This is a genomic window from Acinetobacter albensis (genome assembly GCF_900095025.1).
Taxonomy (GTDB): Bacteria; Pseudomonadota; Gammaproteobacteria; order Pseudomonadales; family Moraxellaceae; genus Acinetobacter; species Acinetobacter albensis.
In genome coordinates, this window is the sequence record NZ_FMBK01000004.1 from 16,531 (window position 1) to 42,578 (window position 26,048).

Below are 26,048 nucleotides of genomic sequence, written 5' to 3' on the forward strand. Positions count from 1 at the left end.
ATCAATAGTTCAATATAGAGTACATCCAAAACATTTTCACTTTTTAAAATTTTATGCAGGATTAAAATGATTACTTCTTCTTTGCAAAGTATTATGATCTACGCGAAAGATATGCAAAAAACAGCACTTTTTTATACAAAACATTTTAACTTTCAGAGTAATAAAGAAATTACAGATGGCTTAATTGAATTAAATTCAGAAAGTGGAAACATACAAATTTTAATTCACCAAGCCGCTAAAAGCTTAAAAACAGGACAAGCGAATATTAAATTGGTGTTTTCAGTTGTAGATTTAAATGCTTTCAAGCAACAAGCTTTCGAAAATGGCTTGGTCTTTGGTGTCACACATCAAGCAAATGGTTATCAGTTTTCCAATACAAAAGATCCTGATGGGAATTCAATTTCAATTTCTAGTCGTCGCTATAGATAAATCGACACTCTTTGTATAAAACCTTTTTCCTTAATGAACAGTTTACATTTACAACTTAGATAAACTTCTCAAGTCCATCTTCAGCTAAAATTAGACAAATATAAAATATTCCGAAATTTTATGTTGTTGATAGACATAATTTTTTAGCAAATGTTAGCAATTTTAACAACATTTCTAAACCTTATAACAAGATGAATCAGAGATAAAAGTAAATGGAACAATCTATTCAATGCCCAAAATGTGGATCTGCTGACGTTGAAAAACGAAATCATGAAAAACAATTAAGAACCATTAGTGGTTTATTGATGACTTCTGCTGGTGCAACAGCAGGCACAGTCGGTGGTGCAGCAACTGGCGCATCTACAGGTGCAGCGATTGGAGCTGTCGCAGGCCCTTTAGGCGTTATTTTCGGCGGGACAGTGGGTACTTTTGTCGGTGCTATCGCTGCTGGGGTAACTGGCGGTGTCTTAGGTAATGTATTAGGTAAAAAAGCAGGTGTGATTATCGATAAAAATATTTTCTTAGATTACAAATGCTTAAAGTGTAAGCACCGCTTTAAACAAAAAATAAAAATCGACGTCATCCAAGATAAAAAGTGAGCTGATTTAGCTCACTTTTTGAGAAGAATGTGCAACCTTATCGAAGATTAAAGCGATTGTAATTTTTGCACAATTTGACCTAAATATTTGCCTTGCTCTTCACATAGAATCTTTTCATCCTGACTTAATGTCAAATCATGACGTGGCCCACTGACATGACTTGCGCCATAAGGTGTTCCCCCCGACTTGGTATGAGATAAGGCAGGGTTCGCATTGGGTAATCCCATGATCATCATCCCATGATGAAACAATGGTGGAAGCATGCTCAAAAGTGTACTTTCCTGACCACCATGCATAGAACCTGATGAAGTAAATACACAGGCAGGTTTATGGTGCAATGCCCCATTTAACCAAAGACTGGTGGTCTGATCCCAAAAATACTTCATTTCACTCGCCATATTGCCAAAGCGTGTTGGTGAGCCTAAAGCCAGACCTGAACAATTTTCCAAATCATCCAAACGACAATAAATATCCCCCTCAGCAGGAATACTCGGTGCTGCCATTTCGACTACAGTAGACAACTCTGGAACAGTACGAATTTTGACTGCTATTCCTGTAGCTTCAATCCCATTGGCAATTAAATGGGCCATTTCTTTGGTTGAACCGTATTTGCTGTAATATAAAACAAGAACATAAGGCTGCATAATTTTTTATAATCAAGATCAAAGAAGAAAACTATACGGTATTTTTTCTATTTTTTGGTTAAGCTTGGTGATGAAAATTCATTAAGATGATTAAAAAAATTGAGACTTTATATCTATGTTAGAAAAATATTTAAGTAAACTTCCTTTTTATAACAAAACTTGGTTTCAATTTGTTTTATTTGTGATCAGACGTTTTGAAGCAGATCGTTGCCGTGAACAAGCAGGCTCGTTGACTTATACAACCTTGTTTGCCGTTGTTCCGATGCTGACAGTTTTTTTGGTGATTATTTCATCTATTAAAGCACTTGAACCTGCGCGTCAGCAATTACAGCAATTGATTTATAGTAATTTCTTACCTAAAACCACAATCGCATTTGATAAAGCCTTTAATGCCTTCACTGATAAATCCAGCAATCTGACTGTCATTGGTATTTTATTTCTGTTTATTACGACTGTGATGATGCTGACCAGCATTGAAACTGCTTTCAATCGAATTTGGCGAGTACGAGAAACTCGCGGCGGGATTATTGGTTTTATGCGTTATTGGACCATTATTTCACTTGGCCCAATTTTACTGGGTAGTGCATTCGTGATTTCATCTGCGGTCGCCTCTTTAAATGTACTGAGTAATAATTTTGCAGGCTATGAAGTGAATGGCGCATTTATTTTTTGGTGTATTTCCTTTTCACTCACCATTTTAGGTTTTTTTATTCTCAATTGGACTATTCCAAACCGTAGCGTTCCTATCAAATCTGCCTTAATTGCAGGTACATTCAGTGCAGTGGTATTTGAATTATTAAAGAATTTATTCGGGTTTATCATGTCCAATTTTACTAGCTATGAAATTGTGTATGGTGCTTTTGCTGCTGTTCCAATTTTTCTTTTATGGATTTTCTTATCTTGGAATATTATTTTATTGGGTGTAGAAATTAGTTATGCCTTAACCGCATTTTATACAGGCAAAGAACAAAAACGCCATCCCATTATTATGTTGTTAGATTTATTAGAATTATTTTATAAAAAACAACTTAAGGGCGAAAGCGTCACCGATAAAGAAGCTTTAGATGTTTTAGGAAGAGAAGAAATTGGGCGCTGGCCTGCGTATGTACAAATGTTGGAACAACAGAATCTAGTCAAACGGACGGATGATAATGAATTTGTATTGGTACGCAATTTATCTCAAGTCGATTTCTGGAGTTTCTATTCAAAACTTCCTTACCCACTTCCGCAACGCCATGATGTAGGCAACATTCATCCTGATGATGAATGGATGCAGAAACTCGGGCCCACACTGATTGAAACGGATGATTATTTGTCAGCAAAATTGGCTATTCCGTTATCTAAAATTTTAGAACAGAAATAATAGTCAATTTAAGTAGGGCCAAATATAATTTTATTTTTAACTATATTTACTGAGTAGCAAGGATGAAACAAAAAATACAATGAAAAAAGGACGACATCATGTCGTCCTTTTTTTAATTTACCTTAGGCTTGAACAAAAGTTTTCCAGACAAAATCTTGAGTTTTACCTTGCAAAGTCATACTCAACTGATCCCCTGCTTTTAATGCTGCTACACCTGCAGGCGTACCTGTCATTACCACATCACCTGGTTCTAGGGTAAAAACCTGATTAATATTGACCAGTAATGTGGCAATATCAAAAATAAGAAAAGCTGTATCTCCTGCTTGACGCAACTCACCATTTACATGAAAACTATATTGAGCGTTGTGCCAGTCTTTAATTTCTGAAACATCAATCCAGTCTGCCAAAACACAAGAACCATCAAAGGCTTTTGCACGTTCCCAAGGCTCACCTTTCTGTTTCAAATCATTTTGTAAATCACGTAAAGTTAAATCTAACCCCAGCGTCACAGCGCCTACAGCCTGTAAAACTTTAGCTGGATCGGTTTCGGCTTTTAAGGTTCGATCAATGCGTAAGCTTAATTCACACTCATAATGGCAACTGCCCCATGCAGAATTCCACGAAATCCCTTGTTCCAAAGGAATTAAGCTGCTGGGTGGCTTTATAAACAAAACTGGACGATCAGGAATGGCATTGCCTAATTCTTTAGCATGGTCTGCATAACTACGACCGACACAGATAATTTTTGATGGACGTGTACTCATGATCTTCCTTTATATTTCATTTCTACGCGATTAAAAAACTGAGTTCTTAAAAAAACTTACTGCTTAAATGTATGTTCAAATAATGTCTGATCGGCTGATTGCTCAAAAGCACGTTTAGGCACAATAATCACAGTCCGATTTTTAAGCTCAAGCATATAGGTTAATTTACCCATGGCAAATTTTTGCACTTCGCTATAATTAAACGCTTGTTTGCGACCATTCGCAAAAATCTCAGCATGATCTTGAAATAATTCAATCCCTTGCTCACTCTTACCAAACTGATATTTGACAAATTGTCGTTTAAACATCATTGGTAAAAACCAATAACGCATGATCATTTGCATGATTAAGAAAAAAGCCCCCAATGCCACGTAATAGCGCCCGACACCACTAAAACCGAGCATAAAGCCCCAAACCATAATGGCTATACTCACCAACGGCGTAATAAAACGTGTGATTTGTTTTTTACCAAAAGTTGCAAGTGCAAAACCATCCTGAGATTCTTCTAAATTCAGGAAATATCGTAAAGACAAGGCAGGCTGATTTTCTGACATAATTCCATCATCAAACATGTATAAATATTAAGGCAAGATATTACACTGAATTTCCATATTTCCTTATTTTTTCATGTTTAGAATTACACAAGCCTACTTTTTAATCGGCTTAAAAAGCGTTAAAACAGCATAGAAATAATTAAAACAGCGATAAACAGGATGTTGTTCTATGCGCACGATTCAGTTTATAGCCCTATTTTTAGGCTGTATATTCAGCAGTTATTCTTGGGCAAAATTAATCCCTTGGGATGCACAAGTCCCCAGCAGTCTAAAGAGTTTTAATAACGATCCTCAACAGCTGGCCGCACTTACAGGTAACGGTATTTTTATTTATGCCCATCCTCAACAAAGTTTTCAGCTGCCAACTTACCGCAACAATACCAAAATTGCTGCACAATTTTATAGTGCAGCTGTTGTCGTTCCTGTCGATGCACAATACATTGCAAAAACTCTGACGCATTACACTCATTATGTGAATGTATTCCCTACACTAAAATCGGCCAAAATTTTAGAACAGCAAGGCGATATTACCCAAGTAAAATACCAAGTACATATTCCCACGCCTATTCCCATTCTCAATTTTAAAGAAAATGTAGTAATGCAGCATCATTTAAACAACAGTAGTATTTCAACCCTTGTTGTCGATGCACCCATTCCTTATGGGGCAGGTAAAATTGAATGGTTTGATCTGGGCAATCAACAGACTTTAGTGACCCTAACCCAATGGGGTGACCTAAACCATCCTCAAGGTTTTCTATTAAGTAAAATTTTGCAGGCTATTCCAGAGGCTAAATTGGGAATTCCTGCCAGTACCAATGCTTTTCTACTCGAAGCATTACAACAAAAATTTAAAACACCCCGTTCCCCCGTGTTAAAAATGGGACAACTACCTGAACTGCACTTAAATTCTATTCAAATACAAAAAATTACTGCCTTAAGTCAACGCTCACAGCAACCCGTTTCATTTATTTTTCCAACAGCCAAAGTGTCGTATTCACACGGTCTAGAGAATTTACGCTTTAGTCGCAGTTATCAGTATTTTGCGCAAGCTCCACAGCAGATGCAACGCTGGTTAGAGCCCACTTCTTTTCAGGTACTTTTTCCACGCCAAATTAAAAAGATGAATATTCAAAAATTTGATGCCAATACAATAGACGCTGATTACAAAATTTCAGTGGGCTTAGGCGTCATTAACATTCCTTTTGACTTCAAACTTCGTTTTAATCATTCTAACAATTTAGCCAACAGATTTTATGCAGTAGGCGGGGATTTAAAATTTATTCAAGGTGGTATGCAGCTTATTCCACAACATTCAGGAACCTTACTTCAAATCAGTAGTGCCATGAAAATTCATGATAAAGCGCCATTTTTGCTTCGCGCAATGCGAAGCCTGCCCTATCATGAGATGTTGCCTGCGATTGGTGGAAATACAGTATTGGCACTCAAAATGAAACAGCAAGTGAAAGAATGAATAAAATTATTGATCTCATTTTGATTCTAAAACTTAAATGACAAAAAACCGCAACATGTGCGGTTTCTTTAATTTTACATCTTACGATGATCAAGTTGGTGCGCTCAGAGAGATTCGAACTCCCGACCCCTTAGTTCGTAGCCAAGTGCTCTATCCAGCTGAGCTATGAGCGCGACGTCTTGATGAGCTGCATTATACGCGTTTTTAACATCCTGTTAAGTGCTTTTTCACCAAACTGAAATCAAATGGACAGTTATTGGGCAAAACGATTTTTTAAAGTAGATTTAGAGTAATACACTATTAAAATCGACCAAACTTGATTAGCCTTCAGATCTTCTAAAAGCTGATGATTTAAAAAATAATTTCTCTAATAAATTTTAGACACAAAAAAACCGCAATAGATGCGGTTTCTTTAACTTTACATCTTTCGATGTGTTCAAGTTGGTGCGCTCAGAGAGATTCGAACTCCCGACCCCTTAGTTCGTAGCCAAGTGCTCTATCCAGCTGAGCTATGAGCGCGTACTTGAGTTGTCTTTCGACATCGTTACTATTTTAACATCATTCAATTGAATAATAAAAAATTACACGTTTAACTTGATTGGTGCGCTCAGAGAGATTCGAACTCCCGACCCCTTAGTTCGTAGCCAAGTGCTCTATCCAGCTGAGCTATGAGCGCATTTCAAGTTATTCGTGGCGGTGAGGGAGGGATTCGAACCCTCGGTGGGCTTTAAGACCCACGCTCCCTTAGCAGGGGAGTACCTTCAGCCACTCGGCCACCTCACCGTAACGAGCCGCCATAATACAAACTAAACTCTCATTCTTCAAGTCACATTTCAAAAAATTCTGATATTTTTGATCAATCAACTACTTTTTAAACGATTTTGGCGTAATGTGAGCTACTTTTCTGCTCTTCAATCATATTTCAGCTTTTGAAATAGCACATCGCACGCTAAAATCGAAGCTTAAAACACAATAATGCAATCATTTACGTGCAGTATCACGCTGCATGACTTATGCTAATCCTATCTTCTGACATGAAGCCAAAGACATGATGAAAAATTGGGTCGATCCTGAAGCTAAAGCTGAAGCTGAGCGTTATGACAATCCTATTCCAAGCCGTATTCTAATTTCAGAAACGATTGAAAAATTACAAGCACCACAATCTCATGCCGATTTAGTCGAGCAGTTCAATCTTGCAGATGAAAAAAGTATAGAAGCTTTGAGCCATCGATTAAGTGCAATGGTACGCGATGGCCAATTAATGAAAGATGGAATAAAGTTCCAACTTGCAACCAGCCAACCGATCCATGAAGCAACCGTCTACATTAATGCAAAAGGTTTAGGTACTGCAAAAATTGCCAATCATGATGACGTGCTATTGGCTGAGCGAGAACTGCGTTTGGTGTTCAATGGTGACCGCGTTAAAGTGCGACAAACCTCTGTAGATCGAAAAGGTAAAGCGTGGGGATTTATTACTGAAGTCCTGCAACACCGTGTGAAACAGATTATTGGTAAAGTGTCCATTTATGATGGTGAGTATTTTATTCAACCTGCCAGTCCAAATGCACATCAACCAATTACCCTAGAAAAAGAATTGATCCAGCACGCACAAGTCAAATTGGGTGATTCTGTTCGTGTCGCAATTGATGATTACCCTACGCGTGAAGAATTACCCACAGGTCATATTGTTCAATCTATGGCGGACAAAGCTGATACTGAAATTATTATTCCGCAAACCATTTTAGAATTTGGTTTGCCGTATGAGTTTCCAGAAGAAGTGATCCGTGACGCAGAACACTTTAAAGAGCCAAATGCTCAAGACCGTGAAGGTCGTATTGATTTACGTGATTTAGCCTTAGTCACTATTGACGGCGAAGATGCCCGTGATTTTGACGATGCCGTGTACGCAGAAAAGCGTCCTGGCGGTGGTTACCGTGTTGTGGTTGCAATTGCGGACGTGAGTCATTATGTACGTCCTGACAAACCTTTAGATGAGGAAGCCAAAGAGCGCGGCACTTCGGTGTATTTTCCGCATTTTGTTTTACCCATGTTGCCTGAGGCGCTTTCAAATGGATTGTGTTCGCTCAATCCACATTTAGATCGCCTGTGTATGGTCTGCGACTTAAATTTATCTCGTGCAGGTAAAGTCACAAGTTTCCAGTTTTATCCATCGGTGATGCATTCAAAAGCACGTTTAACCTACACCCAAGTGGCACAATATTTTGATGGCGATAGTGCAGCGATTCCAGAGGATCGTGACGTTCGTAAATCCATTAATACGTTGTTCCAACTTTATCAAGTCCTTAAAGGCTTACGTGCAGAACGTCATGCCATGGAATTCGAAACTGTCGAAACCTATATGACTTTTGATGAACTGGGTGGCATTAAAGAAATTTTACCGCGTTCACGTAATGAAGCGCATAAACTGATTGAAGAATGTATGCTGCTGGCCAATGTAGCAGCAGCTGAATATGCCTTAGAAAATGACATCCCGATGTTGTATCGTGTACATGAACCACCTGAATTTTCACGCATTCAAAAAGTACGTGAATATGTGAAGTTACTGGGTTTACCTTTCCCAGAACAACCCACGCAAAAAGATTACCAGATGGTCATTGAAGCAACGAAAGACCGTATTGATGCACCAAGTATTCATGCAGTCTTATTACGTTCCATGATGCAAGCCTATTACGGCGCAAACAATGCGGGACATTTTGGTTTGGCCTATGATGCCTACACCCACTTTACTTCGCCTATTCGTCGTTACCCTGATTTGTTGTTGCACCGCGCAATTAAAGCACATTTAAAACAAAAGCCGTCCCCTCTTTCAGGAGCCGCTTTAGATGATGCAGGTGAGCATTTTTCACAAACCGAGCGCCGTGCAGATGAAGCATCTCGTTCTGTCACCACTTGGCTAAAATGTCACTATATGCAACAGCATTTAGGTGAAGAATTTGTGGGCATGATCAGCGCAGTGGCTGAGTTTGGTTTGTTCGTGACACTTAAAGACTTATATGTCGATGGCATGATTCATGTGAGTCAATTGGGTGATGACTTCTTTGTTTATGATCAAGCCAGCCAAAGCTTAGTCGGACAAAATCGTGGACAAACTTTTAGTCTGGGTGATGAAGTCAAAATTAAAGTTGCTGCGGTAAATTTAGAAGATCGCAAAATAGATTTTGAATTATTGCAACAGTTGTCTCATGCTGGTCGTGCTATTCGTAGCCGAGCGCCGCGGGTTGTCAAAGCTTCAACTAAAGAAGAAGTGTTTAATCCTCGTGCTAAAGCGGTATTGAGTGAAAATGGTGAACAGCCGATTCGTAAGAAAAAGCCAAAAACCAAAGCCACTTCTGCAGATAAAAAATCTTCAACCAAGTCTGATGGCAAAATTAAAGACAAAGATAAAGTGAAGAAAAAGTCCAAACCCAAAAAGAAAAAATCCAATGCTAAAATAAAGCAGGATTAATGTCGAAATAAAATGAGAGCTTCGGCTCTCATTTTTTTCAATTGTTCATATATGTTGCTATTTACAGACTAAAACCAATATAAACCTTGATTTTCTGAAGTCTAAGCCCTACATCTACTATTAAGTTTATCAATGTTATGGCGTATAGAAATGACTTTAGACAAGGCCACTTTGCCTGTTCCTCAATTTGATCAAATTCAACTTGCCGATTTAAAACAACAAATTGAACAATCTCTTCAACAAGGATTAAATTTTTTAAATAATTTAACAGAAGTTCCTGAAAATATTCAGGCACAGCTTTTAGTCTTAGAACAAGTAGACACTCTCGAAAATAATCTGAGTGAAGTTTGGGGTATTCTCTCTCATCTTAATGCCGTGATGAACAATACAGAAACCCGTGAAGTCTACCAGTCTCTCCTCCCTGCTTTGAGTGAGTACTATACCGAATTGGGTCAACACACGGTGTTGTACCAAACTTTTCAACATGTCCATGATGTGGCTTTATTTGATACCTTGCCGGTTGCACAGCAAAGTGCGATTAAACTTGCACTGCGTGATTTCAAGTTATCGGGTGTGGCTCTAGAGGGAAATGCAAAAAAACGTTATGCAGAGATTTCTGCGCGTTTGTCTCAGCTTGCATCTGATTTTTCCAATCATGTGCTTGATGCGACTCAAGCTTATTTTAAGCCGTTGGCTGAAGCACAATTGCAAGGTCTGCCGCCCAGTAGTATCGAACTGTTAAAACAATATGGACAACAACGTGAACTTGAACAAGCCGTTGCAACTTTAGATATTCCTGCCTATCTTGCGATTATGACCTATGCAGATGATCGCGACTTGCGTGAAGAACTGTATAAAGCATATACCACACGTGCCTCGGATCAATCAGAACATTTAGAATTTGATAATACTTCCGTGATGGAAGAAATTTTAAGTCTTCGTCATGAAATGGCACAACTCTTAGGCTTTAGTCATTACGCTGAGTTTTCATTGGCCAGTAAAATGGCACCGAATGTCGAAGCAGTCAATCAATTCTTAATTGAGCTTGCAGAACATGCACGCGCTCCTGCTACACAAGAAATTGCCGAACTCCATGCCATTGCATCGCAAGATGGCGTTAGCGATTTACAACCTTGGGATACTGGATATTATTCTGAAAAACTCAAAGTTCAACAATTTAATTTATCCCAAGAATCATTAAAACCGTATTTCCCTGCACCTAAAATTTTGCAAGGCTTATTCAGTATTGTAAACCGTTTATACGGGATCAATATCGTCGAACGTAAAGCACCCGTTTGGCATCCTGATGCGCGTTATTTTGAACTTGAAGAGCAAGGCATTGTATTAGGCGGTTTCTATTTCGACCTATTCGCAAGAAGTGGTAAACGTGGTGGTGCATGGATGAGTGGTTTCCGTTCTCGTATGCAAACGGGAAATGGCATACAAAAACCCATTTGCTATATGGTCTGCAATTTCACTCCCGCGGTAGGAACACAGCCTGCATTGCTCACACATGATGAGGTCAATACTTTATTTCATGAATTTGGTCATGGTTTACATCATATGTTGACCGAGGTCGATCAAATTTCAGTGGCGGGTACACATGGTGTAGCTTGGGATGCAGTTGAATTGCCAAGTCAGTTTATGGAATTTTGGACATGGGATCATGATAGTCTTGATCTGCTGAGTGAGCACATCGAAACCCAGCAACATTTACCACAAGATTTACTCAAGGCTTTATTGGACGCCCGCTTCTTTCAGTCTGGAATGCAAACTTTACGTCAAATTGAGTTTGCCTTATTCGACTTGTCTATTCACAAGCACCGTTCTGCTTTAAATGCCGAACAGGTACAGACCACCTTGAATGAGATCCGTCAGAAATATGCCCTTGCTCCAACTGCGCCTTATAACCGTTTCCAACATAGCTTTAGCCATATTTTTGCGGGTGGTTATGCGGCGGGTTACTATTCTTACAAGTGGGCAGAGGTCTTGGCCAGTGATGCTTTTGATCGTTTCGAAGAGGAAGGTGTTTTTAACACACAAACCGGAAAAGAGTTTCGTCAATTTATTCTAGCAGTTGGCGGAAAAGATACAGCACTTGATGCATTTATCAATTTCAGAGGACGAGAACCAAAAATAGATGCGTTATTACGTCATCAAGGTTGGACGAACCCCTCTAAAAACCCTTAAAATAGGCGGCTTAATTGATCAGAAGGTAAGTCAGATGACTATTAAACGTCGTTTCATTGCAGGTGCTAAGTGTCCTAAATGTGAAGCGTTAGATCGAGTGGTCATGCTTATCTCTGGTAATGATGAGTGGATTGAATGCATCGAATGTGGATATAGCGAAAATCGTCCGACCCATATTGATGAACCACAGCTACCAGAAATAGCGGATGAAGTTGGTGTCATTCAATTCAAACCTCGTCAGCCAAAATAATAAAGGTTAAAATAAATGACGTCAGATCAAAGAAATAGTCCTAAGCTTTTAATGGGCATTATTGGAGGCATGGTAGCCATTATTGTGCTTTTTTTTGCCTATCAATGGTTTATGAATTCATCAAGCGAAGTAACAACTGAATCTGAAAGCATCAACTCTACCGTATCCACGCCAGTAAAACCAAGTGAACCTGTTCGCACTCTGGATGAAAAAACCATTCAACTGGTCGACGAAAGCATTTTGAAAACTGCTACTCCAAACGATCCAGCTTTAGCCAAAGAAGAAGTGGCAAAACTTGAAGATATTCAGACTCAATTACATGATCAAGAAAATATACTCAAAGCACAACATAATGATGCAGATCAGCTGATCACGCTAAAAGAAGAGCAAATTAAATTAATTGAAGCGCAATTGGTCCAAAAATAATCCGATGACTACCTTTAAGAGTACTAAAAATAGAAAGTCCTAAAAGTAAAATTTTCAAATCAATTTAGATGAATTTTATCCATTTTTTATTTAAAACACATTTAAATAGGCTCAATTTCATTTATTTTTAATGTGTTTTTAGCTCTTCATCTGAAGTTTATTCAATAAATTTCTATGCTTCTATCATGATGTTAACTCATTAATAATCTATGATTTTTTATTTTTCAATTTCTAGTTCATTTTTGCGAGATAAGAGCTTACTTCTCTCAAGCATGTTCTAAAAATAATCGTTATTTATCGAAGTTCGTGAGCTAAAACTTGATGCCATTAAATTGTCGTAAATGATGATTTAAAAGATAATATGCATAACTAAAAATCCTCACTTTAATTTTCACTTCTTTAAACCATATCTTTTTTCATCCTCATGCAGATTGAATACCAAAGATTCAAATAAAAAAAGCACCCCTTATTGGAGTGCTTTTTCTAAACTAGATTAAGGCTTATTACTGATACCAACCAAACATCTTAAAGAGATAAGGTGCGTAAGTTACAATCAATAATGATGGGAATAACACCATAATCGGTAATAGCCAACGTTCATAACGATAATAGAACTTGTTGTATTTGGCCTTAGCTTCCGCATCTGCTGCGCGAACTTCCGCATCTCCGACCGACATTCGTGTCAATAGATGATTCAGTGCAACAGGTGGCGTAACATAACCTAGCTCAAAAGCAACCAGTACAATCATCCAGAAATGAATTGGATGTATACCGTTTTCATAAGCGACAGGTGCAATTGTTGCTGCAACTAAAATGACCGCACCAAATGGATCAGTGGTCATCCCAATGATCGCCAATAGCAATGCAATAAATGCCAATGAAATATAAATATTACTCAAATGAGTTGGTAATAACTCCACCACTTCACTGCGCTCAATTAGGCCGCCTACACTTGCAGACAATGCCATCAAGATGATAAGTGCACCAATGTGCCCTACAGTTTCAGCTGAAGCAAACCAAAGAGAGTGACGGAAACCGCGTGTTTTCTCTCCGACATGTGGCGTATGTTCACGCATAAAAGTCGATTGCTTTTCATGTTCTAAAGCCAAAGCAGCATGTGCATCAGGCGGTGTCACAAAGCGGTCGCCCCACCACTTGTCAAACATAATATAGGCAATCAAGATAATCGGTAAAATCACAGGTGCTGTGAATTCATCCATTTTGGTATCTAGGCCATACTTGTACAGCCCAATGACAATAATCGTGATCACAATATAAGGAATGACTGGAACCACGGCTTTAAGCATGGCTGGAACAGCAACTTTAGGTGAGTTCACACGGAACCGTGTTTCTGCAAGATAGAGAGATATGCCAAGGAATATAAATGCAGTTAACCAGAATACATAAATACCATGATCAAACAATTCATCAGAAGTTACATGACGACTATCAAGCATTGAAATCAAAATGACCAATAGACATGGTCGAATAACCACACCTAAGGAACCAGACATGGCAGAGACGGCTAAAGCGTATTGACGGCGTGAACCTGAATTCCACACTTCTCTATAAATAATCGCACCCGCCGCAACAACGAAAATTCCCGAAGCACCGGTATAAGCAGTTGGAATAGCAGCAGCAATCAAAATAAGCCAAGTTAAGGTTTCTGGCGCGAGATTCCACGGGCGTAATATACCTAGGAATAAATCCATAACGCGGGTTTGCGTCAGTAACATACCTGCCCAAATGAATAGCGCAAGATTTAAGAAAATACCTGAGAATTCAACCAGAATTCCAAGATAAATCCCTTGACCCATCGGGTAATCCATCACAAAGGTAAAGACTAGACCCGTCACCAATGCCATATAAGCATATAAAGGAACACTGAGTAAGGCTAGGCCAATATTGCCTTTACCTTCTTGTTGGACCACTGGTGGCTTAAATAATTGAACCAAACTGATCAAGGTCAAAGTAACAAACAGGAAAATCCATAACCAATAGACCACTAAGGTTTCATAGGTTGAGGTGACCCCTGAATTAATAATTGAGTGATATTGGCTAAGTACCGATCCTGTCAATAAACCATTCGCCAGCAGCATAAAGAATGCATAAACGCGATAATCTAATTTGGTTGTCGGTGCTCGCAGACCAATATGATGGAACTTCACTGATGCGGTAATGGCAGCAACCACGACCATCAACAATAAAATAATGACACGGTTTTCTGTACCAAATTTAAATACACCAAAAAATGATGTTTCAATGGTACGGTAAGTTCTTAAACTTGGATGATCATCTATATATTTAATAGCTTTATCATAGAATTGATATTTTTCTTCACATTGCTGTTGCCCAGCCAATACAGAAGCACGAACATCAGCTTCTGACGTTGTCCCAAAAATATCAGCAAACTCGTCATTGGCATTGGTTTTCATTTGCTGTTGTACTTGGGCATCTATATTTGGATGGCGGTCACAACTGGGTTGAGTAGGTTCGGCACGTAGAAAAGAATATTGCATCCCAACGGCTTCATTACCATACAAACGCTCCCCTCCACGCAATAACTGACCATGAATCATCTCACCCGTACCAATGATGAGTGTCAATAAAAGTAGCAGTAGAATGACAAAAGTAGAAAACCACTCTATCCATATATAACGTAACAGACCTAATCCTGATCTGTTATTTTCCTCATTTTGCATGTGCATTCCTATTTTTTATTTTGGTCGTTACCACGCGTCCAGTACAACCAATTTTCCTTTCGAGATGAAAAAACCCTTTTCTATCCAATCCCTTTATTGTTATGGATAAATTTGCACCAATATAGTTGAAATAAAAATGACAACATCATTTTTCTTTTGTGTTTTAAAGGTCAATCTAATTTTCTTTTAAAATATATTTCCAGCAGATATAAACTATTGCGATTACAACTCCACCAATGACACCCAATAAATGCGCTTCAACCAGTACAGGACTACCAATGAGCTCAGCTGTTCCAACACTGCCCATCGTATTTTCCCAAATCAGCTTAGCTAAAATTAAAGCCAAAACCCCTGCTGCAAAAGGACGTTCCTTTCGATCAAGCAAATGTACACCAGCAACTGCAACATATGCACCATGCAATACACCAGACAAACCAGCATATGCTTCAATATTTGGATAAAAATAGTAAAAACTGATACTAATCAAAACAGGTAATAAGAAAAGCAACGCAGTAAAATGCCAAATTTTAACTTTAGGAAAAATAAAAGGTAAGCAGCAAAAAGCCATCATATTGAGTACATAATGCATCCAGCCTACATGCACCCAATGCGCAGTCCATAAACGCCAAAACTCGTCAAATAAACTAGCTCTCCAATAAATAAATAAGTCTGCAAAAACCTGAAGACATGCTGAAAATGACACCACAAATGCAATAAAAACAATTTTTCGTAAAAGCATTGGATCTTTCATTGGCATGTCCTCCAGTTAAAAAATGATGGATTCATCTCATAAATCCATCATTAAAGGTCATTAGAAGAATATTTTAATTGTTCTGCACTTCGGGTTGAGCTTCTTCGCCTTCACTAAACAACTCATCTAATTCTGAGGTGTTTTCTTCTTCATCCCAAAAACGTTCCATACCGCTATCACTTGTGCGTACACCTGTATGCTCTGTCCAGTAACGATCTGAAATTCCTTGAACCATATTTTTGGCCATACTATCAATCAATTTAAATTGCGGATTGACAGGTTTTTCTTCAGAGCGTGAAGCTGCAAATGTTTTAAGTGCATCACGAATTTTGGCATCGTCACCACTTGCTTGTGCAGCAACTGCATATAAAGCATGAGATAAACGTACACCTTTTTGCTCGCCCAATTGAATAGACTGTTTTAAGGTTTGATAAGGATCTGGCTTACCATCACCTGCCCCTGGTAACAATGTCCAAATCACAGCACGTGTCGCATTCGGTGCACCCCAGAATTTGGCATTATCCAAACAGGTCATACCACGCTCAACCACAGCCGCAATATCTTTTGGAACATTAACTGCACCACCTGAATTGATGTCATTGGTCATAGCCTGTAGACCACTCAATAAACCCATCAGATAAACGGTTTGATCCAAATCATTTTTCATTTTTGGACATTCTTCGCCCAATTTGTATTTATATTTTTTTTCCCAACGTTTTTCAAACAGTTGATAACCAGCATACTGGCGTTGTGCAGCAATTGCAGCCCATCTTTTTTGTTCAATACGTGCATCTTGCGCTTCTGTTACTTGGCCTGCTTTCGCTGCACGCAAATAACGCAGTTCAGATTCGAGTGCCTGATTTTCTGCACAAATACCAGATGAAGCATAAAGTAAAACAGCAATACGTGTTGGATCTGCCCCCATATCTTTGGTTGCCATAATCGCTGGCGTTAAAGCCGTGCCCGAACTACACGCCATTTCTGCATCATCCATGGCTAAAATAGGGGGAACAATATGTTTTTCACTAAATCCAATTGCAATATTTGCTCCTGATTTGACCACTTGAGAGCAACCTGAGAATAAAGTACTTGCAACTGTAATAATTGCCACACCTTGGCATATTTTTTGGACTTTCGACATTTTCCTGTCCTCTATAATTGTGTTTATGTCCATAATCACTAAACATATCAGATGCTAAATCTGAATAAAAGAGTATTCACTCTCATTGGATCTGATACTTTGCCACGGAATGAGATCAAGCAAATTGACTGCATCTAGGAAAGTTTGAAATTTTAGGCAAAAAAAAGTAGCATTGCGACGGTTCGGCACATGCTACTTATTAAGGGTTTAAAGCCTAATGGCTTTTTTGTCTTACAAACTGATCCTTCAGCACTGTTCCTAGTCGTCCAATAACAATCGCTAAAACAATTGCTACCACCAGAAACATCCAAGTTGGAATCATCATCATGATTTCCTCATTTGCTGTGGGTAAAGCTAATGTACATTTAAGCAAGCGATTTGGAAGACAAAATTGTCTAACAATAGAAATATTTCAGAATTTTCTCGTTATCTTGTCTTACACAAATGTGGATATTTTTTTCAATCTATTGATTAATAATATTTTAATTAGATTTAAACCAAGTAAATTGTCAAACAATTACAGCAATTGAGCAAGTTTTTTTAATGCTTTCCATTCTAATCGCGGCAATTGATCTCTCCAAATCACCAGAGAGTTGTGCTGTCCTTTTTGAAAATGAACCACGATATACAGTTGATGATCGACCAAATGATGAATCATCACCTTCTGCACAACCGACTGGTCTGTCTTTAAAAGTGACCACTCTTGTGCTTGTAAATGTTCAAAATATAACGTACGAGGTGCTTTTAATAAAAAGAAGTAACCAATAAAAGCCAAGATGCAACACAACAACCAGAGCCATATCGATAATGTTTGCTGCAATACAATCAAGAATAAGATAAAAAAACTACACTGAAACACAATCGCTAAACAACTGCGCTTCAGATGAAATGACTGATTAGCCATGCACGTAATGCTTCAATTTTATAATTAAAGTTTTCATTTCAGGGCGAGGCGGCTCAGAAACTTCCATGAACCAATCAAGTAAATCTGGATCTTCTTGATCGACTAAAGCCGCAAAAATTTCTTTTTCTGCAGAATCTGCAAGCAAATAATAATTTTTTACATAAGGATCAAAATACACATCAATTTCTTTTAAACCACGACGTGCACGATAAATTACTTTACGTTCTTCCAAGCTGATTTCTTCAGTCATAACATCTCTTATTAATGGGTGAAAATTTTTTCTAGTTTACCTGATCGAAAATAAAAAATGGATTCATTTAGTTCAATTGACCAAATTCATCATTCAGCTTCATTCTTTGAGCATTCATCCTATTGTTGTCACTCAACAGATCTTTTATTTTCATTAAGAAACTTATTTTTATAAATGGATATAAAAAATGCAATCTGGAGCTATTCGCCCATTAACCAATATGCTACCACGTAACTTATTTTCTGAAGAACATGATGCTTTTCGTGAAACTGTACGTAAGTTTTATGAAAAAGAAGTGATTCCCAATATTGAAAAATATGAGAAACAGCAACATGTTGATCGTGATTTATGGAACAAAGCAGGTGATTTGGGCTTACTGTGTGCCACGATGCCTGAAGAATATGGAGGTTATGGGGTAAATCGTCTTTATAGTATGATTCTGATTGAAGAACAAGCCTATGCCATGGATTCTAGTACGGGCTTTTCACTACATTCTGACATCGTAGCGAATTATATTCATAATTTCGGCAACCATGAGCAAAAACAAAAATGGTTAACACAAATGGCATCTGGAGAAACTGTCACAGCCATTGCCATGACAGAACCGGGAACAGGGTCAGATTTACAAGCAGTTCGCACGACTGCTGTTTTGGATGGTGATGAATATATTATTAATGGTTCTAAAATCTTCATTACCAATGGCTATTTATGCGACATGGTCATTGTGGTTTGTAAAACAGGCCAAGAAGATAAAGGTTCGGCTAACTTATCTCTCATTATTGTAGAAGCTGACCGCGTTGGATTTAGCAAGGGTAAACCTCTAAATAAAATTGGTATGAAAGGTCAAGATACTTGCGAATTATTCTTTAATGATGTGCGGGTGCCCAAAGCTAATCTTTTAGGTATGGAAGGCATGGGGTTTATGATGCTGATGAAAGAATTGGCTTGGGAACGCATGTTGGTGGCTATTATCTGTCAAGCAGGTGCTGAAGCTGCATTCGCACATACAGTTCAATACACCAAAGATCGCAAAGCTTTTGGAAAATCGATCTCATCTTTTCAAAACACACGATTTAAACTTGCAGAATTACGTACAGAAATCGATTTTTGCCGTAGTTATTTAGATCGGTGTATGGAATTACAATTAGATGAAAATTTAGGTATTGATGCGGCAGCAGCGGCAAAATATAAAATTTCTGATATGTTTTCTAAAGTTGTTGATGAATGCCTACAACTCCATGGTGGCTATGGTTACATGATGGAATATCCAATTGCACGTGCTTATATCGATAATCGAGCTAACCGTATTTATGCAGGTACCAATGAAATTATGAAAGAGTTGATTTCCCGCTCACTTTAGAACGACGATATAAATAAAAAGGAGCATATGCTCCTTTTTATTTATATCTTAAACGCTCAATCAAGAGACCAGTTGAGGCTTACGAGGCTCTTCCTCTACTCGCTTTTCAAATTTGAGTACAGGATCATTGAATTTAGCTTGTTTCAATTCTTTCCGATCCGCCAAATAGTTATTGGTGATATTCCATGGCGCATGCTTACCTTGTTTAGGCATGACATTTGCTGCACGTGCAATATAACCCGAAGATAAATTACCCATCACAGTATCATCCATCAATTCTTTTTGGTCACCCTGTGCAATCACTTCAGCATAGCCATTTTTATCCATATGATTAATTAGACGACAAATATAATCCGCTGCAATATCCACTTTTAAAGTCCAAGAAGCATTGATATAGCCAATAATCATGGCCATATTTGGCACATCACTCACCATAATTCCTTGGTAGAGCATATGTTTGGAAGTATCTATCGGTTGATGATCAATTGTCGCTTTCATTCCACCTAAAATTTGAATTTCTAATCCTGTAGCAGAAATAATAATATCCGCCTCTAAATGCTGACCTGATTGCAGTAAAATTCCTGTTTCTGTGAAATGATCAATTTGATCTGTGGCGACACTTGCTTGACCAGAACGCAAAATCTTAAATAGATCTCCATCAGGAACAACACAAAGACGCTGATCCCATGGATTATATGTTGGGGTAAAGTGCTTCATATCCACTTTACCTTTTAATTGCATTTCAATCGACTTTAATAACAGTTTACGCAATAGTTTAGGTTGCTTCTGTGCAAGTGCATAGATACCTCGCTGTACACCGATATTACGGGCTCGGGTCAATTTATAGGCCAAGTCTTCAGGCAGTACTTTACGCATTTTATCGTAAACAAAATCGATAGAAGGCACTGAAGCAATATAGGTCGGTGAGCGTTGTAACATGGTGACATGTTTAGCTCCACCTTTGACCATTGCAGGAACTAAAGTAATCGCTGTTGCCCCACTGCCAATAATGACCACTTTTTTACCACTGTAATCAAAATTTTCTGGCCAATGTTGTGGGTGAATGATTTGACCTTTAAAGGCTTCTTGATTTGGAAAATCAGGTTGAAAGCCATGATCATAATTATAATACCCAGTACAACCCAATACAAAATTGGCAATCCAAATCTGTTGTTTTTGTTGTTGATCTTCAATTTTAACCAACCACTTTTTAAGTGATGAATCATAATTTGCACTGATGACACGATGTTTAAAATGAATTTTATTTTTGAGCTGATATTCATCAACAACTTCTGATAAATAATTTTTAATGGCTGAACCATCTGCCAAAACATTACTTTTTTGCCATGGTTTAAAATTATAACCAAAAGTGGACATATCTGAATCAGAACGAATCCCTGGGTATTTGAATAAATCCCATGTTCCACCAAAACTTTCCCGACGTTCAATAATATCAAATTGACGTTGCGGACAAATTTTTGAAAGATGTGCAGCTAAGCCGAGACCTGAAATGCCTGCACCTATAATCAAAATATCAACATGCTTTTCCATTTTGTTTTTATTACCTTGTTTGAACTTTATTTTATTAAAGCATAAATCTGACAATACTCAATGTCAAGTTTAAAGAAATCTAATAAAATTTATATCAATTGAGGACAAAATGATTAATTGTCTAACAATCAGACATAAAAAAGACCAGTGAAACACTGGTCTTTTTTGAACAACTGAACAGATCTGTACGAAATTATTTAACTTCGCGATCTACAAGTTCAACGTAAGCCATCGGCGCAGCATCACCTGCACGGAAGCCCGCTTTAAGAACACGTAGATAACCGCCGTTACGTTCTTTGTAACGAGGGCCAAGAACGGTAAATAATTTACCAACAGTTGCTGCTGAACGAGTACGAGCAAACGCTAAACGACGGTTTGCAACAGTATCGTTTTTAGCTAAAGTGATTAAAGGCTCAGCTACACGACGTAACTCTTTTGCTTTAGGCACAGTTGTTTTAATCAACTCGTGCTCAAACAAAGAATTCGCCATGTTTTGAAACATCGCTTTACGATGGCTGCTTGTACGGCCTAATTTCACACCACTATTACGATGACGCATGGTGATAGTCCTACTTAATTAACGGCTGCGATAGGCAAAACGATCGTCCATACGTAAACTAGCTGGTGGCCAGTTTTCTAAACGCATGCCGAGTTGTAAGCCTTTTGAAGCCAGAACATCTTTGATTTCAGTTAACGATTTTTTACCTAAGTTAGGAGTTTTTAATAACTCTACTTCAGTACGTTGAACCAAATCACCGATGTAGTAAATATTTTCTGCTTTCAAACAGTTAGCAGAACGAACAGTAAGCTCTAGATCATCTACTGGACGAAGCAAAATTGGATCCACTTCTTCGCGAGGTTCTTGAGCAACAGGAGCTTGATCTTTCTGAAGATCAACAAAAATTGCAATTTGTTGTTGCAAGATTGTTGCCGCTTTGCGGATTGCTTCTTCAGGATCAACTGTACCATTGGTCTCAAGATCAATGATCAATTTATCAAGGTCAGTACGTTGTTCTACACGCGCATTTTCAACGGTATAAGACACACGTTTGATCGGGCTATAAGAAGCATCTAACTGTAAACGACCCACTGGGCGAGTTTCGCCTTCTGGGAAACGTGAGTCAGATGTCTCATAACCACGGCCTTGAGAAACTTTCAGGCGCATTTTTAGTGAGCCTGAAGCACTTAATGTGCCAATCAAATGCTCAGGGTTTACCACTTCAACATTATGAGGTAAACGAAGATCAGCGGCTGTTACATCACCAGGACCTTGTTTCTCTAATGTCAAATATGCTTCGTTTTGATCGAACAGCTTAATCGACAATCCTTTTAGGTTCAGCAAGAGCTCGACGATGTCCTGCTGCAAGCCTTCTAAGGTACTGTACTCATGCTCGACCCCTTCTATTTCAACTTCAACCACAGCAGCGCCAGGTAAAGAAGAAAGAAGGATACGACGTAAAGCATTACCCAGAGTATGACCGAAGCCACGCTCTAATGGTTCTAGAATCACTTTTGCCGAGGTCCCGCTAGCCGCTTCGACCTTAATCGCTTGCGGAGTTAGAAACTCATTTGCAGTACGCGTCATTATTGCTACCTCAAGGATTATTTAGAATACAATTCTACAATCAAGCTTTCGTTGATTTCAGCAGGTAAATCAGAACGATCCGGTGCAGCTTTGTACGTACCTTCCAACTTAGAATGATCAACTTCCATCCAAGAAGGAATACCACGTTGAGTTGCTAACTCGATTGCGCCTTTAATACGCAATTGTTGTTTAGCACCTTCGTGAACTGCAACCACGTCACCCGCTTTAACTTGGATTGACGCGATGTTAACGCGACGACCATTTAAAGTGATTGAACGGTGAGATACAAGCTGACGAGCTTCTGCACGTGTAGAACCAAAACCCATGCGATAAACGACGTTATCAAGACGGCTTTCAAGCAATTTCAACAAGTTTTCACCTGTTGCGCCTTTAACACGAGCAGCTTCTTTATAGTAATTACTAAATTGACGTTCTAAAACACCATACGTACGACGTACTTTTTGTTTTTCACGTAATTGTAGTGAGTACTCAGATTGTTTACTACCACGAGCTCCACCGTGTTGGCCAGGAGCTTTCGCATGTTTTTTTGTCTTAACATCAAACGGTTTAACGCCTGATTTAAGTTGCAGGTCTGTCCCTTCGCGGCGAGAGAGTTTGCATTTTGGACCAATATAACGAGCCATGAATGATTCTCCTTAGACGCGACGTTTTTTAGGTGGACGACAACCGTTGTGCGGGATTGGCGTCACATCGGTAATGCTGTTAATTTTATAACCCACTGCACCTAAAGCACGAACCGCAGATTCACGACCAGGACCAGGACCTTTTACAAGGACGTCCAAGTTTTTCAAACCATAATCTAAAGCAGCTTTACCAGCAACTTCAGCAGCTACCTGAGCAGCAAACGGTGTTGATTTACGTGATCCACGGAAGCCTTGTCCACCTGAGGTGGCCCAAGCCAATGCATTACCTTGACGATCGGTAATAGTCACAATGGTGTTATTAAAAGAAGCGTGAATGTGTGCGACACCTTCAGAGACGGTACGAGTGACCTTCTTGCGTGCGCGAGTATCTTTAGCCATCTTTTAGCTTCCAGAAATCTTATTTCTTAATAGGTTTGCGCGGACCTTTACGGGTACGTGCGTTAGTTTTGGTGCGTTGTCCACGGACAGGCAAGCTGCGACGATGACGAAGACCACGATAGCAGCCTAAATCCATTAAACGTTTAATGTTCATGGAAATTTCGCGACGTAAATCACCTTCGGTCGGAACCTTGGTAATTTCTGCACGAATCGCATCAAGTTGAGCATCATCCAATTCACGAATCTTAGTTGTAGTCGGAATACCAACAGCCGCTAAGATGTTCTTAGCAGTATGGCGACCAATACCAAAAATATACGTGAGGGAGATAACAGCATGCTTGTTATCCGGAATGTTTACACCGGCAATACGAGCCATTCACTTTCTCCAAAAAGGCGGTAGAGATAATCAACCGCCCGACAAAAACCTTGAGGGGCGGATATTAACCTAATTCACCTACTGAAATCAACAGGTCTTGATTAGATTAACCTTGACGCTGCTTATGACGAGGTTCAGCGCTACAAATCACGCGGATAACCCCATTACGACGGATAACTTTGCAGCTACCACAAATTTTTTTTACAGAAGCTTGTACTTTCATGATGAAACCTCAAGTGCGCTTATCCCTTAGGATGAGCAGTCGTTTTTCTCATTAACGTTTGATTATCATATTGGTGTGAAGTCAGATGTGCTTGAAGCTGAGCCATAAAGTCCATCACGACTACCACAACGATGAGTAAAGAGGTACCACCCAAAGAGAATGGAATACCAAATGAACTCTGTAATACCATCGGCATTAAACAAATCACTGTGATATAAATCGCGCCAATAAAGGTCAAACGATTAAGAATATGATCTAAGTAACGAGCAGTTTGCTCACCTGGTCGAATTCCAGGCACATAAGCTCCGCTGCGTTTCAAGTTCTCTGAAACTTCTTTCGGACTAAATACCAGTGCCGTATAGAAGTAGCAGAAAAAGATAATTAACGCACCAAAGAGCACCAAATACAACGGCTGTCCAGGCGACAATACCAATGCCAAGTCTTGCAGACTTCGCTTGACAATCCCTGCACTCGGATCAGAACTTCCCACCCATTGACCTAAGCTCGCGGGGAACAAAAGCAATGAACTTGCAAAAATTGCGGGAATCACACCGGCCATATTAATTTTTAATGGCAAATGTGTCTGCTGTGCAGTAAATACACGACGACCTTGTTGTTTTTGAGCGTAATTGACTGGTATACGACGTTGTGCTTTTTCAATAAACACAATCGCTGCTAATACACCAATAGATAGAAGACCAAATACTACCAAGCCGATAAGACTGGTTTGGCCATTATCTACAGATGATAAAGACTGCATAATTAAATTTGGCAATCCTGCAACAATACCCGCGAAAATGATCATGGATATACCATTACCCACTCCACGTTCAGTAATTTGCTCACCTAACCACATTAAGAACATGGTACCTGCAACCAGTGAAGTTACTGCAGGAATATAAAAAGCAAGACCAGCAGTCAAAGTAATACCTTGACTAATAAGTCCTGCGCACATTCCAACAGACTGTACTAATGCAAGTAACAATGTGCCTTGTCGCGTATATTGATTAATCTTACGCTTACCCTGCTCGCCTTCTTTCTTTAAAGCTTCTAGCGAAGGAACAACCGTCGACATTAACTGCACAATAATTGAAGCAGAAATGTAAGGCATAATCCCTAAAGCAAGGATGGACATTCGCTCTAATGCACCACCCGAAAACATATTAAACAAACCAAGGATCGTGCCCTGGTTTGCATTAAAAAGGTTTTCAAGTGCGGCATTATTAATGCCTGGTACTGGAATATGTGCCCCTAGTCGAAAGACCATCAACGCCCCAATCAGGAACATCATTCGGCGAATAATTTCACGATATTTCACATGAAATGGCTGCCCTTTCATCATGTTAACATGACCTGAAGAACTAGGAGACATAGACACTAGCGATTACTCCTCGACTTTGCCGCCAGCAGCTTCAACAGCAGCTTTAGCGCCTTTAGTCAATGCAACACCTTGAACAGTGAATGCACGAGTAATTTCACCAGAAAGTACGATACGAGCACGAATCATATCTTTACGTACAACATTCGCTGCTTTTAAAGTTTCAAGTGAAACAACATCACCTTCAACTTTAGCAAGCTCTGACAAACGTACTTCAGCAGTTTTTAAAGCAATTTGGCTCGTAAAACCGAATTTAGGCAAACGACGATATAACGCAGTTTGACCACCTTCAAATCCTGGACGAGTACCACCGCTTTTACGTGAATTCTGACCTTTAACACCACGGCCACCAGTCTTACCAACGCCCGAACCAATACCACGGCCTAGACGAAGATTATCACGTTTTGCACCTTCAGCAGGTGCAAGCTCATTTAAACGCAGAGTCATGGCTTATTCCTCTACACTAACCATATAGTAAACTTTGTTGACCATACCACGGTTAGAAGGTGTATCTTGAACTTCTACAGTATGACCAATACGACGCAGACCTAGACCTTGTAGGCAAAGTTTGTGATTTTTCAAACGATGCGAAGAAGATTTAGTCTGGGTAACTTTAATCGTTTTCATG

General features: G+C 39.0%; 27 protein-coding genes and 4 tRNA genes. 9 read left to right on the forward strand and 22 right to left on the reverse strand.

Features of this window, described 5'->3' with window-relative positions:
- The first annotated feature begins 93 nt into the window (after nt 1-93).
- On the forward strand, nt 94-429 hold the full coding sequence (locus GA0116959_RS03770; protein ID WP_280513247.1) for a VOC family protein: 336 nt from the start codon (nt 94-96) through the stop codon (nt 427-429).
- Between the two features lie 212 nt (nt 430-641).
- Nucleotides 642-1,028 carry a hypothetical protein gene (locus GA0116959_RS03775; RefSeq protein WP_053579537.1) on the forward strand — a complete coding sequence of 129 codons (387 nt, stop codon included), beginning with the start codon at nt 642-644 and terminating at the stop codon, nt 1,026-1,028.
- 47 nt (nt 1,029-1,075) lie between these two features.
- On the opposite strand, the gene wrbA is transcribed toward GA0116959_RS03775, so the two are convergent.
- A complete protein-coding gene (gene wrbA, locus GA0116959_RS03780; protein WP_053579536.1) occupies nt 1,076-1,672 on the reverse strand; it encodes an NAD(P)H:quinone oxidoreductase in 597 nt (198 codons plus the stop codon).
- Between the two features lie 115 nt (nt 1,673-1,787).
- Here wrbA and GA0116959_RS03785 point away from each other — a divergent pair, with 115 nt between their 5' ends.
- Nucleotides 1,788-3,035 carry a YihY family inner membrane protein gene (locus GA0116959_RS03785; protein WP_053579535.1) on the forward strand — a complete coding sequence of 416 codons (1,248 nt, stop codon included), beginning with the start codon at nt 1,788-1,790 and terminating at the stop codon, nt 3,033-3,035.
- A 122-nt stretch (nt 3,036-3,157) separates the two neighbouring features.
- On the opposite strand, the gene GA0116959_RS03790 is transcribed toward GA0116959_RS03785, so the two are convergent.
- Both GA0116959_RS03790 and GA0116959_RS03795 read right to left on the reverse strand, forming a co-directional pair.
- The gene (locus tag GA0116959_RS03790) at nt 3,158-3,799 is read right to left on the reverse strand and encodes a fumarylacetoacetate hydrolase family protein (RefSeq protein WP_092718566.1); all 642 of its coding nucleotides are present in this window, start codon (nt 3,797-3,799) and stop codon (nt 3,158-3,160) included.
- Nucleotides 3,800-3,855: 56 nt separating this feature from the next.
- Nucleotides 3,856-4,353: a YcxB family protein gene (locus tag GA0116959_RS03795; RefSeq protein ID WP_053580296.1), complete on the reverse strand. Its 498-nt coding sequence runs from the start codon at nt 4,351-4,353 to the stop codon at nt 3,856-3,858.
- A 169-nt stretch (nt 4,354-4,522) separates the two neighbouring features.
- Here GA0116959_RS03795 and GA0116959_RS03800 point away from each other — a divergent pair, with 169 nt between their 5' ends.
- A complete protein-coding gene (locus GA0116959_RS03800; RefSeq protein ID WP_092718569.1) occupies nt 4,523-5,824 on the forward strand; it encodes a hypothetical protein in 1,302 nt (433 codons plus the stop codon).
- A 96-nt stretch (nt 5,825-5,920) separates the two neighbouring features.
- Here the strand turns inward: GA0116959_RS03800 and GA0116959_RS03805 are convergent.
- The 4 genes from GA0116959_RS03805 to GA0116959_RS03820 form a co-directional block, all read right to left on the reverse strand.
- Nucleotides 5,921-5,997 (reverse strand) — tRNA-Arg (locus tag GA0116959_RS03805).
- A gap of 269 nt (nt 5,998-6,266) precedes the next feature.
- Nucleotides 6,267-6,343, reverse strand: a tRNA-Arg gene (locus GA0116959_RS03810).
- Between the two features lie 80 nt (nt 6,344-6,423).
- A tRNA-Arg gene (locus GA0116959_RS03815) sits at nt 6,424-6,500 on the reverse strand.
- Nucleotides 6,501-6,515: 15 nt separating this feature from the next.
- Nucleotides 6,516-6,607 (reverse strand) — tRNA-Ser (locus tag GA0116959_RS03820).
- Between the two features lie 265 nt (nt 6,608-6,872).
- Between GA0116959_RS03820 and rnr the strand changes: the two genes are divergently transcribed.
- The 4 genes from rnr (at nt 6,873) to GA0116959_RS03840 (ending at nt 12,156) form a co-directional block, all read left to right on the forward strand.
- Nucleotides 6,873-9,290 (forward strand): ribonuclease R, encoded by a 2,418-nt coding sequence (gene rnr / locus GA0116959_RS03825; RefSeq protein WP_092718572.1) that lies wholly within the window; start codon nt 6,873-6,875, stop codon nt 9,288-9,290.
- Between the two features lie 132 nt (nt 9,291-9,422).
- On the forward strand, nt 9,423-11,480 hold the full coding sequence (locus GA0116959_RS03830; protein ID WP_244878557.1) for a M3 family metallopeptidase: 2,058 nt from the start codon (nt 9,423-9,425) through the stop codon (nt 11,478-11,480).
- 40 nt (nt 11,481-11,520) lie between these two features.
- Complete coding sequence (locus tag GA0116959_RS03835) at nt 11,521-11,730, forward strand: YheV family putative zinc ribbon protein (RefSeq protein WP_171256860.1); 210 nt, start codon at nt 11,521-11,523, stop codon at nt 11,728-11,730.
- Between the two features lie 15 nt (nt 11,731-11,745).
- Nucleotides 11,746-12,156 (forward strand): hypothetical protein, encoded by a 411-nt coding sequence (locus GA0116959_RS03840; RefSeq protein WP_092718581.1) that lies wholly within the window; start codon nt 11,746-11,748, stop codon nt 12,154-12,156.
- Nucleotides 12,157-12,659: 503 nt separating this feature from the next.
- Here GA0116959_RS03840 and GA0116959_RS03845 read toward each other — a convergent pair.
- From GA0116959_RS03845 to GA0116959_RS03870, 5 genes are all read right to left on the reverse strand, one after another.
- Nucleotides 12,660-14,858 carry a TRAP transporter large permease subunit gene (locus GA0116959_RS03845; protein WP_053579528.1) on the reverse strand — a complete coding sequence of 733 codons (2,199 nt, stop codon included), beginning with the start codon at nt 14,856-14,858 and terminating at the stop codon, nt 12,660-12,662.
- A gap of 175 nt (nt 14,859-15,033) precedes the next feature.
- A complete protein-coding gene (rrtA, locus tag GA0116959_RS03850) occupies nt 15,034-15,609 on the reverse strand; it encodes a rhombosortase (protein WP_092718582.1) in 576 nt (191 codons plus the stop codon).
- 73 nt (nt 15,610-15,682) lie between these two features.
- Nucleotides 15,683-16,750, reverse strand: a complete 1,068-nt coding sequence (locus tag GA0116959_RS03855) for a hypothetical protein (protein WP_053579526.1) — start codon at nt 16,748-16,750, stop codon at nt 15,683-15,685.
- Nucleotides 16,751-17,267: 517 nt separating this feature from the next.
- Nucleotides 17,268-17,654: a hypothetical protein gene (locus GA0116959_RS03865; RefSeq protein ID WP_092718587.1), complete on the reverse strand. Its 387-nt coding sequence runs from the start codon at nt 17,652-17,654 to the stop codon at nt 17,268-17,270.
- Nucleotides 17,647-17,904: an FAD assembly factor SdhE gene (locus GA0116959_RS03870; RefSeq protein WP_053579524.1), complete on the reverse strand. Its 258-nt coding sequence runs from the start codon at nt 17,902-17,904 to the stop codon at nt 17,647-17,649. Before GA0116959_RS03870 ends, GA0116959_RS03865 begins: the two co-directional genes overlap by 8 nt.
- Nucleotides 17,905-18,091: 187 nt before the next feature.
- Here GA0116959_RS03870 and GA0116959_RS03875 point away from each other — a divergent pair, with 187 nt between their 5' ends.
- The gene (locus GA0116959_RS03875) at nt 18,092-19,264 is read left to right on the forward strand and encodes an acyl-CoA dehydrogenase family protein (RefSeq protein WP_053579523.1); all 1,173 of its coding nucleotides are present in this window, start codon (nt 18,092-18,094) and stop codon (nt 19,262-19,264) included.
- A gap of 60 nt (nt 19,265-19,324) precedes the next feature.
- On the opposite strand, the gene GA0116959_RS03880 is transcribed toward GA0116959_RS03875, so the two are convergent.
- The 10 genes from GA0116959_RS03880 to rpmD form a co-directional block, all read right to left on the reverse strand.
- Nucleotides 19,325-20,815, reverse strand: a complete 1,491-nt coding sequence (locus GA0116959_RS03880) for a flavin-containing monooxygenase (RefSeq protein WP_092718590.1) — start codon at nt 20,813-20,815, stop codon at nt 19,325-19,327.
- Nucleotides 20,816-21,008: 193 nt separating this feature from the next.
- A complete protein-coding gene (rplQ, locus tag GA0116959_RS03885) occupies nt 21,009-21,374 on the reverse strand; it encodes a 50S ribosomal protein L17 (RefSeq protein WP_004691290.1) in 366 nt (121 codons plus the stop codon).
- A gap of 18 nt (nt 21,375-21,392) precedes the next feature.
- Nucleotides 21,393-22,400 (reverse strand): DNA-directed RNA polymerase subunit alpha, encoded by a 1,008-nt coding sequence (locus GA0116959_RS03890; protein WP_004650465.1) that lies wholly within the window; start codon nt 22,398-22,400, stop codon nt 21,393-21,395.
- A 17-nt stretch (nt 22,401-22,417) separates the two neighbouring features.
- On the reverse strand, nt 22,418-23,044 hold the full coding sequence (gene rpsD / locus GA0116959_RS03895; protein ID WP_053579521.1) for a 30S ribosomal protein S4: 627 nt from the start codon (nt 23,042-23,044) through the stop codon (nt 22,418-22,420).
- 12 nt (nt 23,045-23,056) lie between these two features.
- The gene (gene rpsK, locus GA0116959_RS03900) at nt 23,057-23,443 is read right to left on the reverse strand and encodes a 30S ribosomal protein S11 (RefSeq protein ID WP_004281491.1); all 387 of its coding nucleotides are present in this window, start codon (nt 23,441-23,443) and stop codon (nt 23,057-23,059) included.
- Nucleotides 23,444-23,462: 19 nt separating this feature from the next.
- Entirely contained in the window at nt 23,463-23,819 is a 357-nt protein-coding gene (gene rpsM, locus GA0116959_RS03905) for a 30S ribosomal protein S13 (protein WP_053579520.1), read from the reverse strand.
- A 106-nt stretch (nt 23,820-23,925) separates the two neighbouring features.
- Nucleotides 23,926-24,042 carry a 50S ribosomal protein L36 gene (gene rpmJ, locus GA0116959_RS03910; RefSeq protein ID WP_000867907.1) on the reverse strand — a complete coding sequence of 39 codons (117 nt, stop codon included), beginning with the start codon at nt 24,040-24,042 and terminating at the stop codon, nt 23,926-23,928.
- Nucleotides 24,043-24,061: 19 nt separating this feature from the next.
- Nucleotides 24,062-25,381, reverse strand: a complete 1,320-nt coding sequence (gene secY, locus GA0116959_RS03915; RefSeq protein ID WP_171250376.1) for a preprotein translocase subunit SecY — start codon at nt 25,379-25,381, stop codon at nt 24,062-24,064.
- A 45-nt stretch (nt 25,382-25,426) separates the two neighbouring features.
- Nucleotides 25,427-25,867, reverse strand: a complete 441-nt coding sequence (rplO, locus tag GA0116959_RS03920; protein WP_053579518.1) for a 50S ribosomal protein L15 — start codon at nt 25,865-25,867, stop codon at nt 25,427-25,429.
- 3 nt (nt 25,868-25,870) lie between these two features.
- A complete protein-coding gene (rpmD, locus tag GA0116959_RS03925) occupies nt 25,871-26,047 on the reverse strand; it encodes a 50S ribosomal protein L30 (RefSeq protein ID WP_003653652.1) in 177 nt (58 codons plus the stop codon).
- Between the last annotated feature and the right edge of the window lies 1 nt (nt 26,048).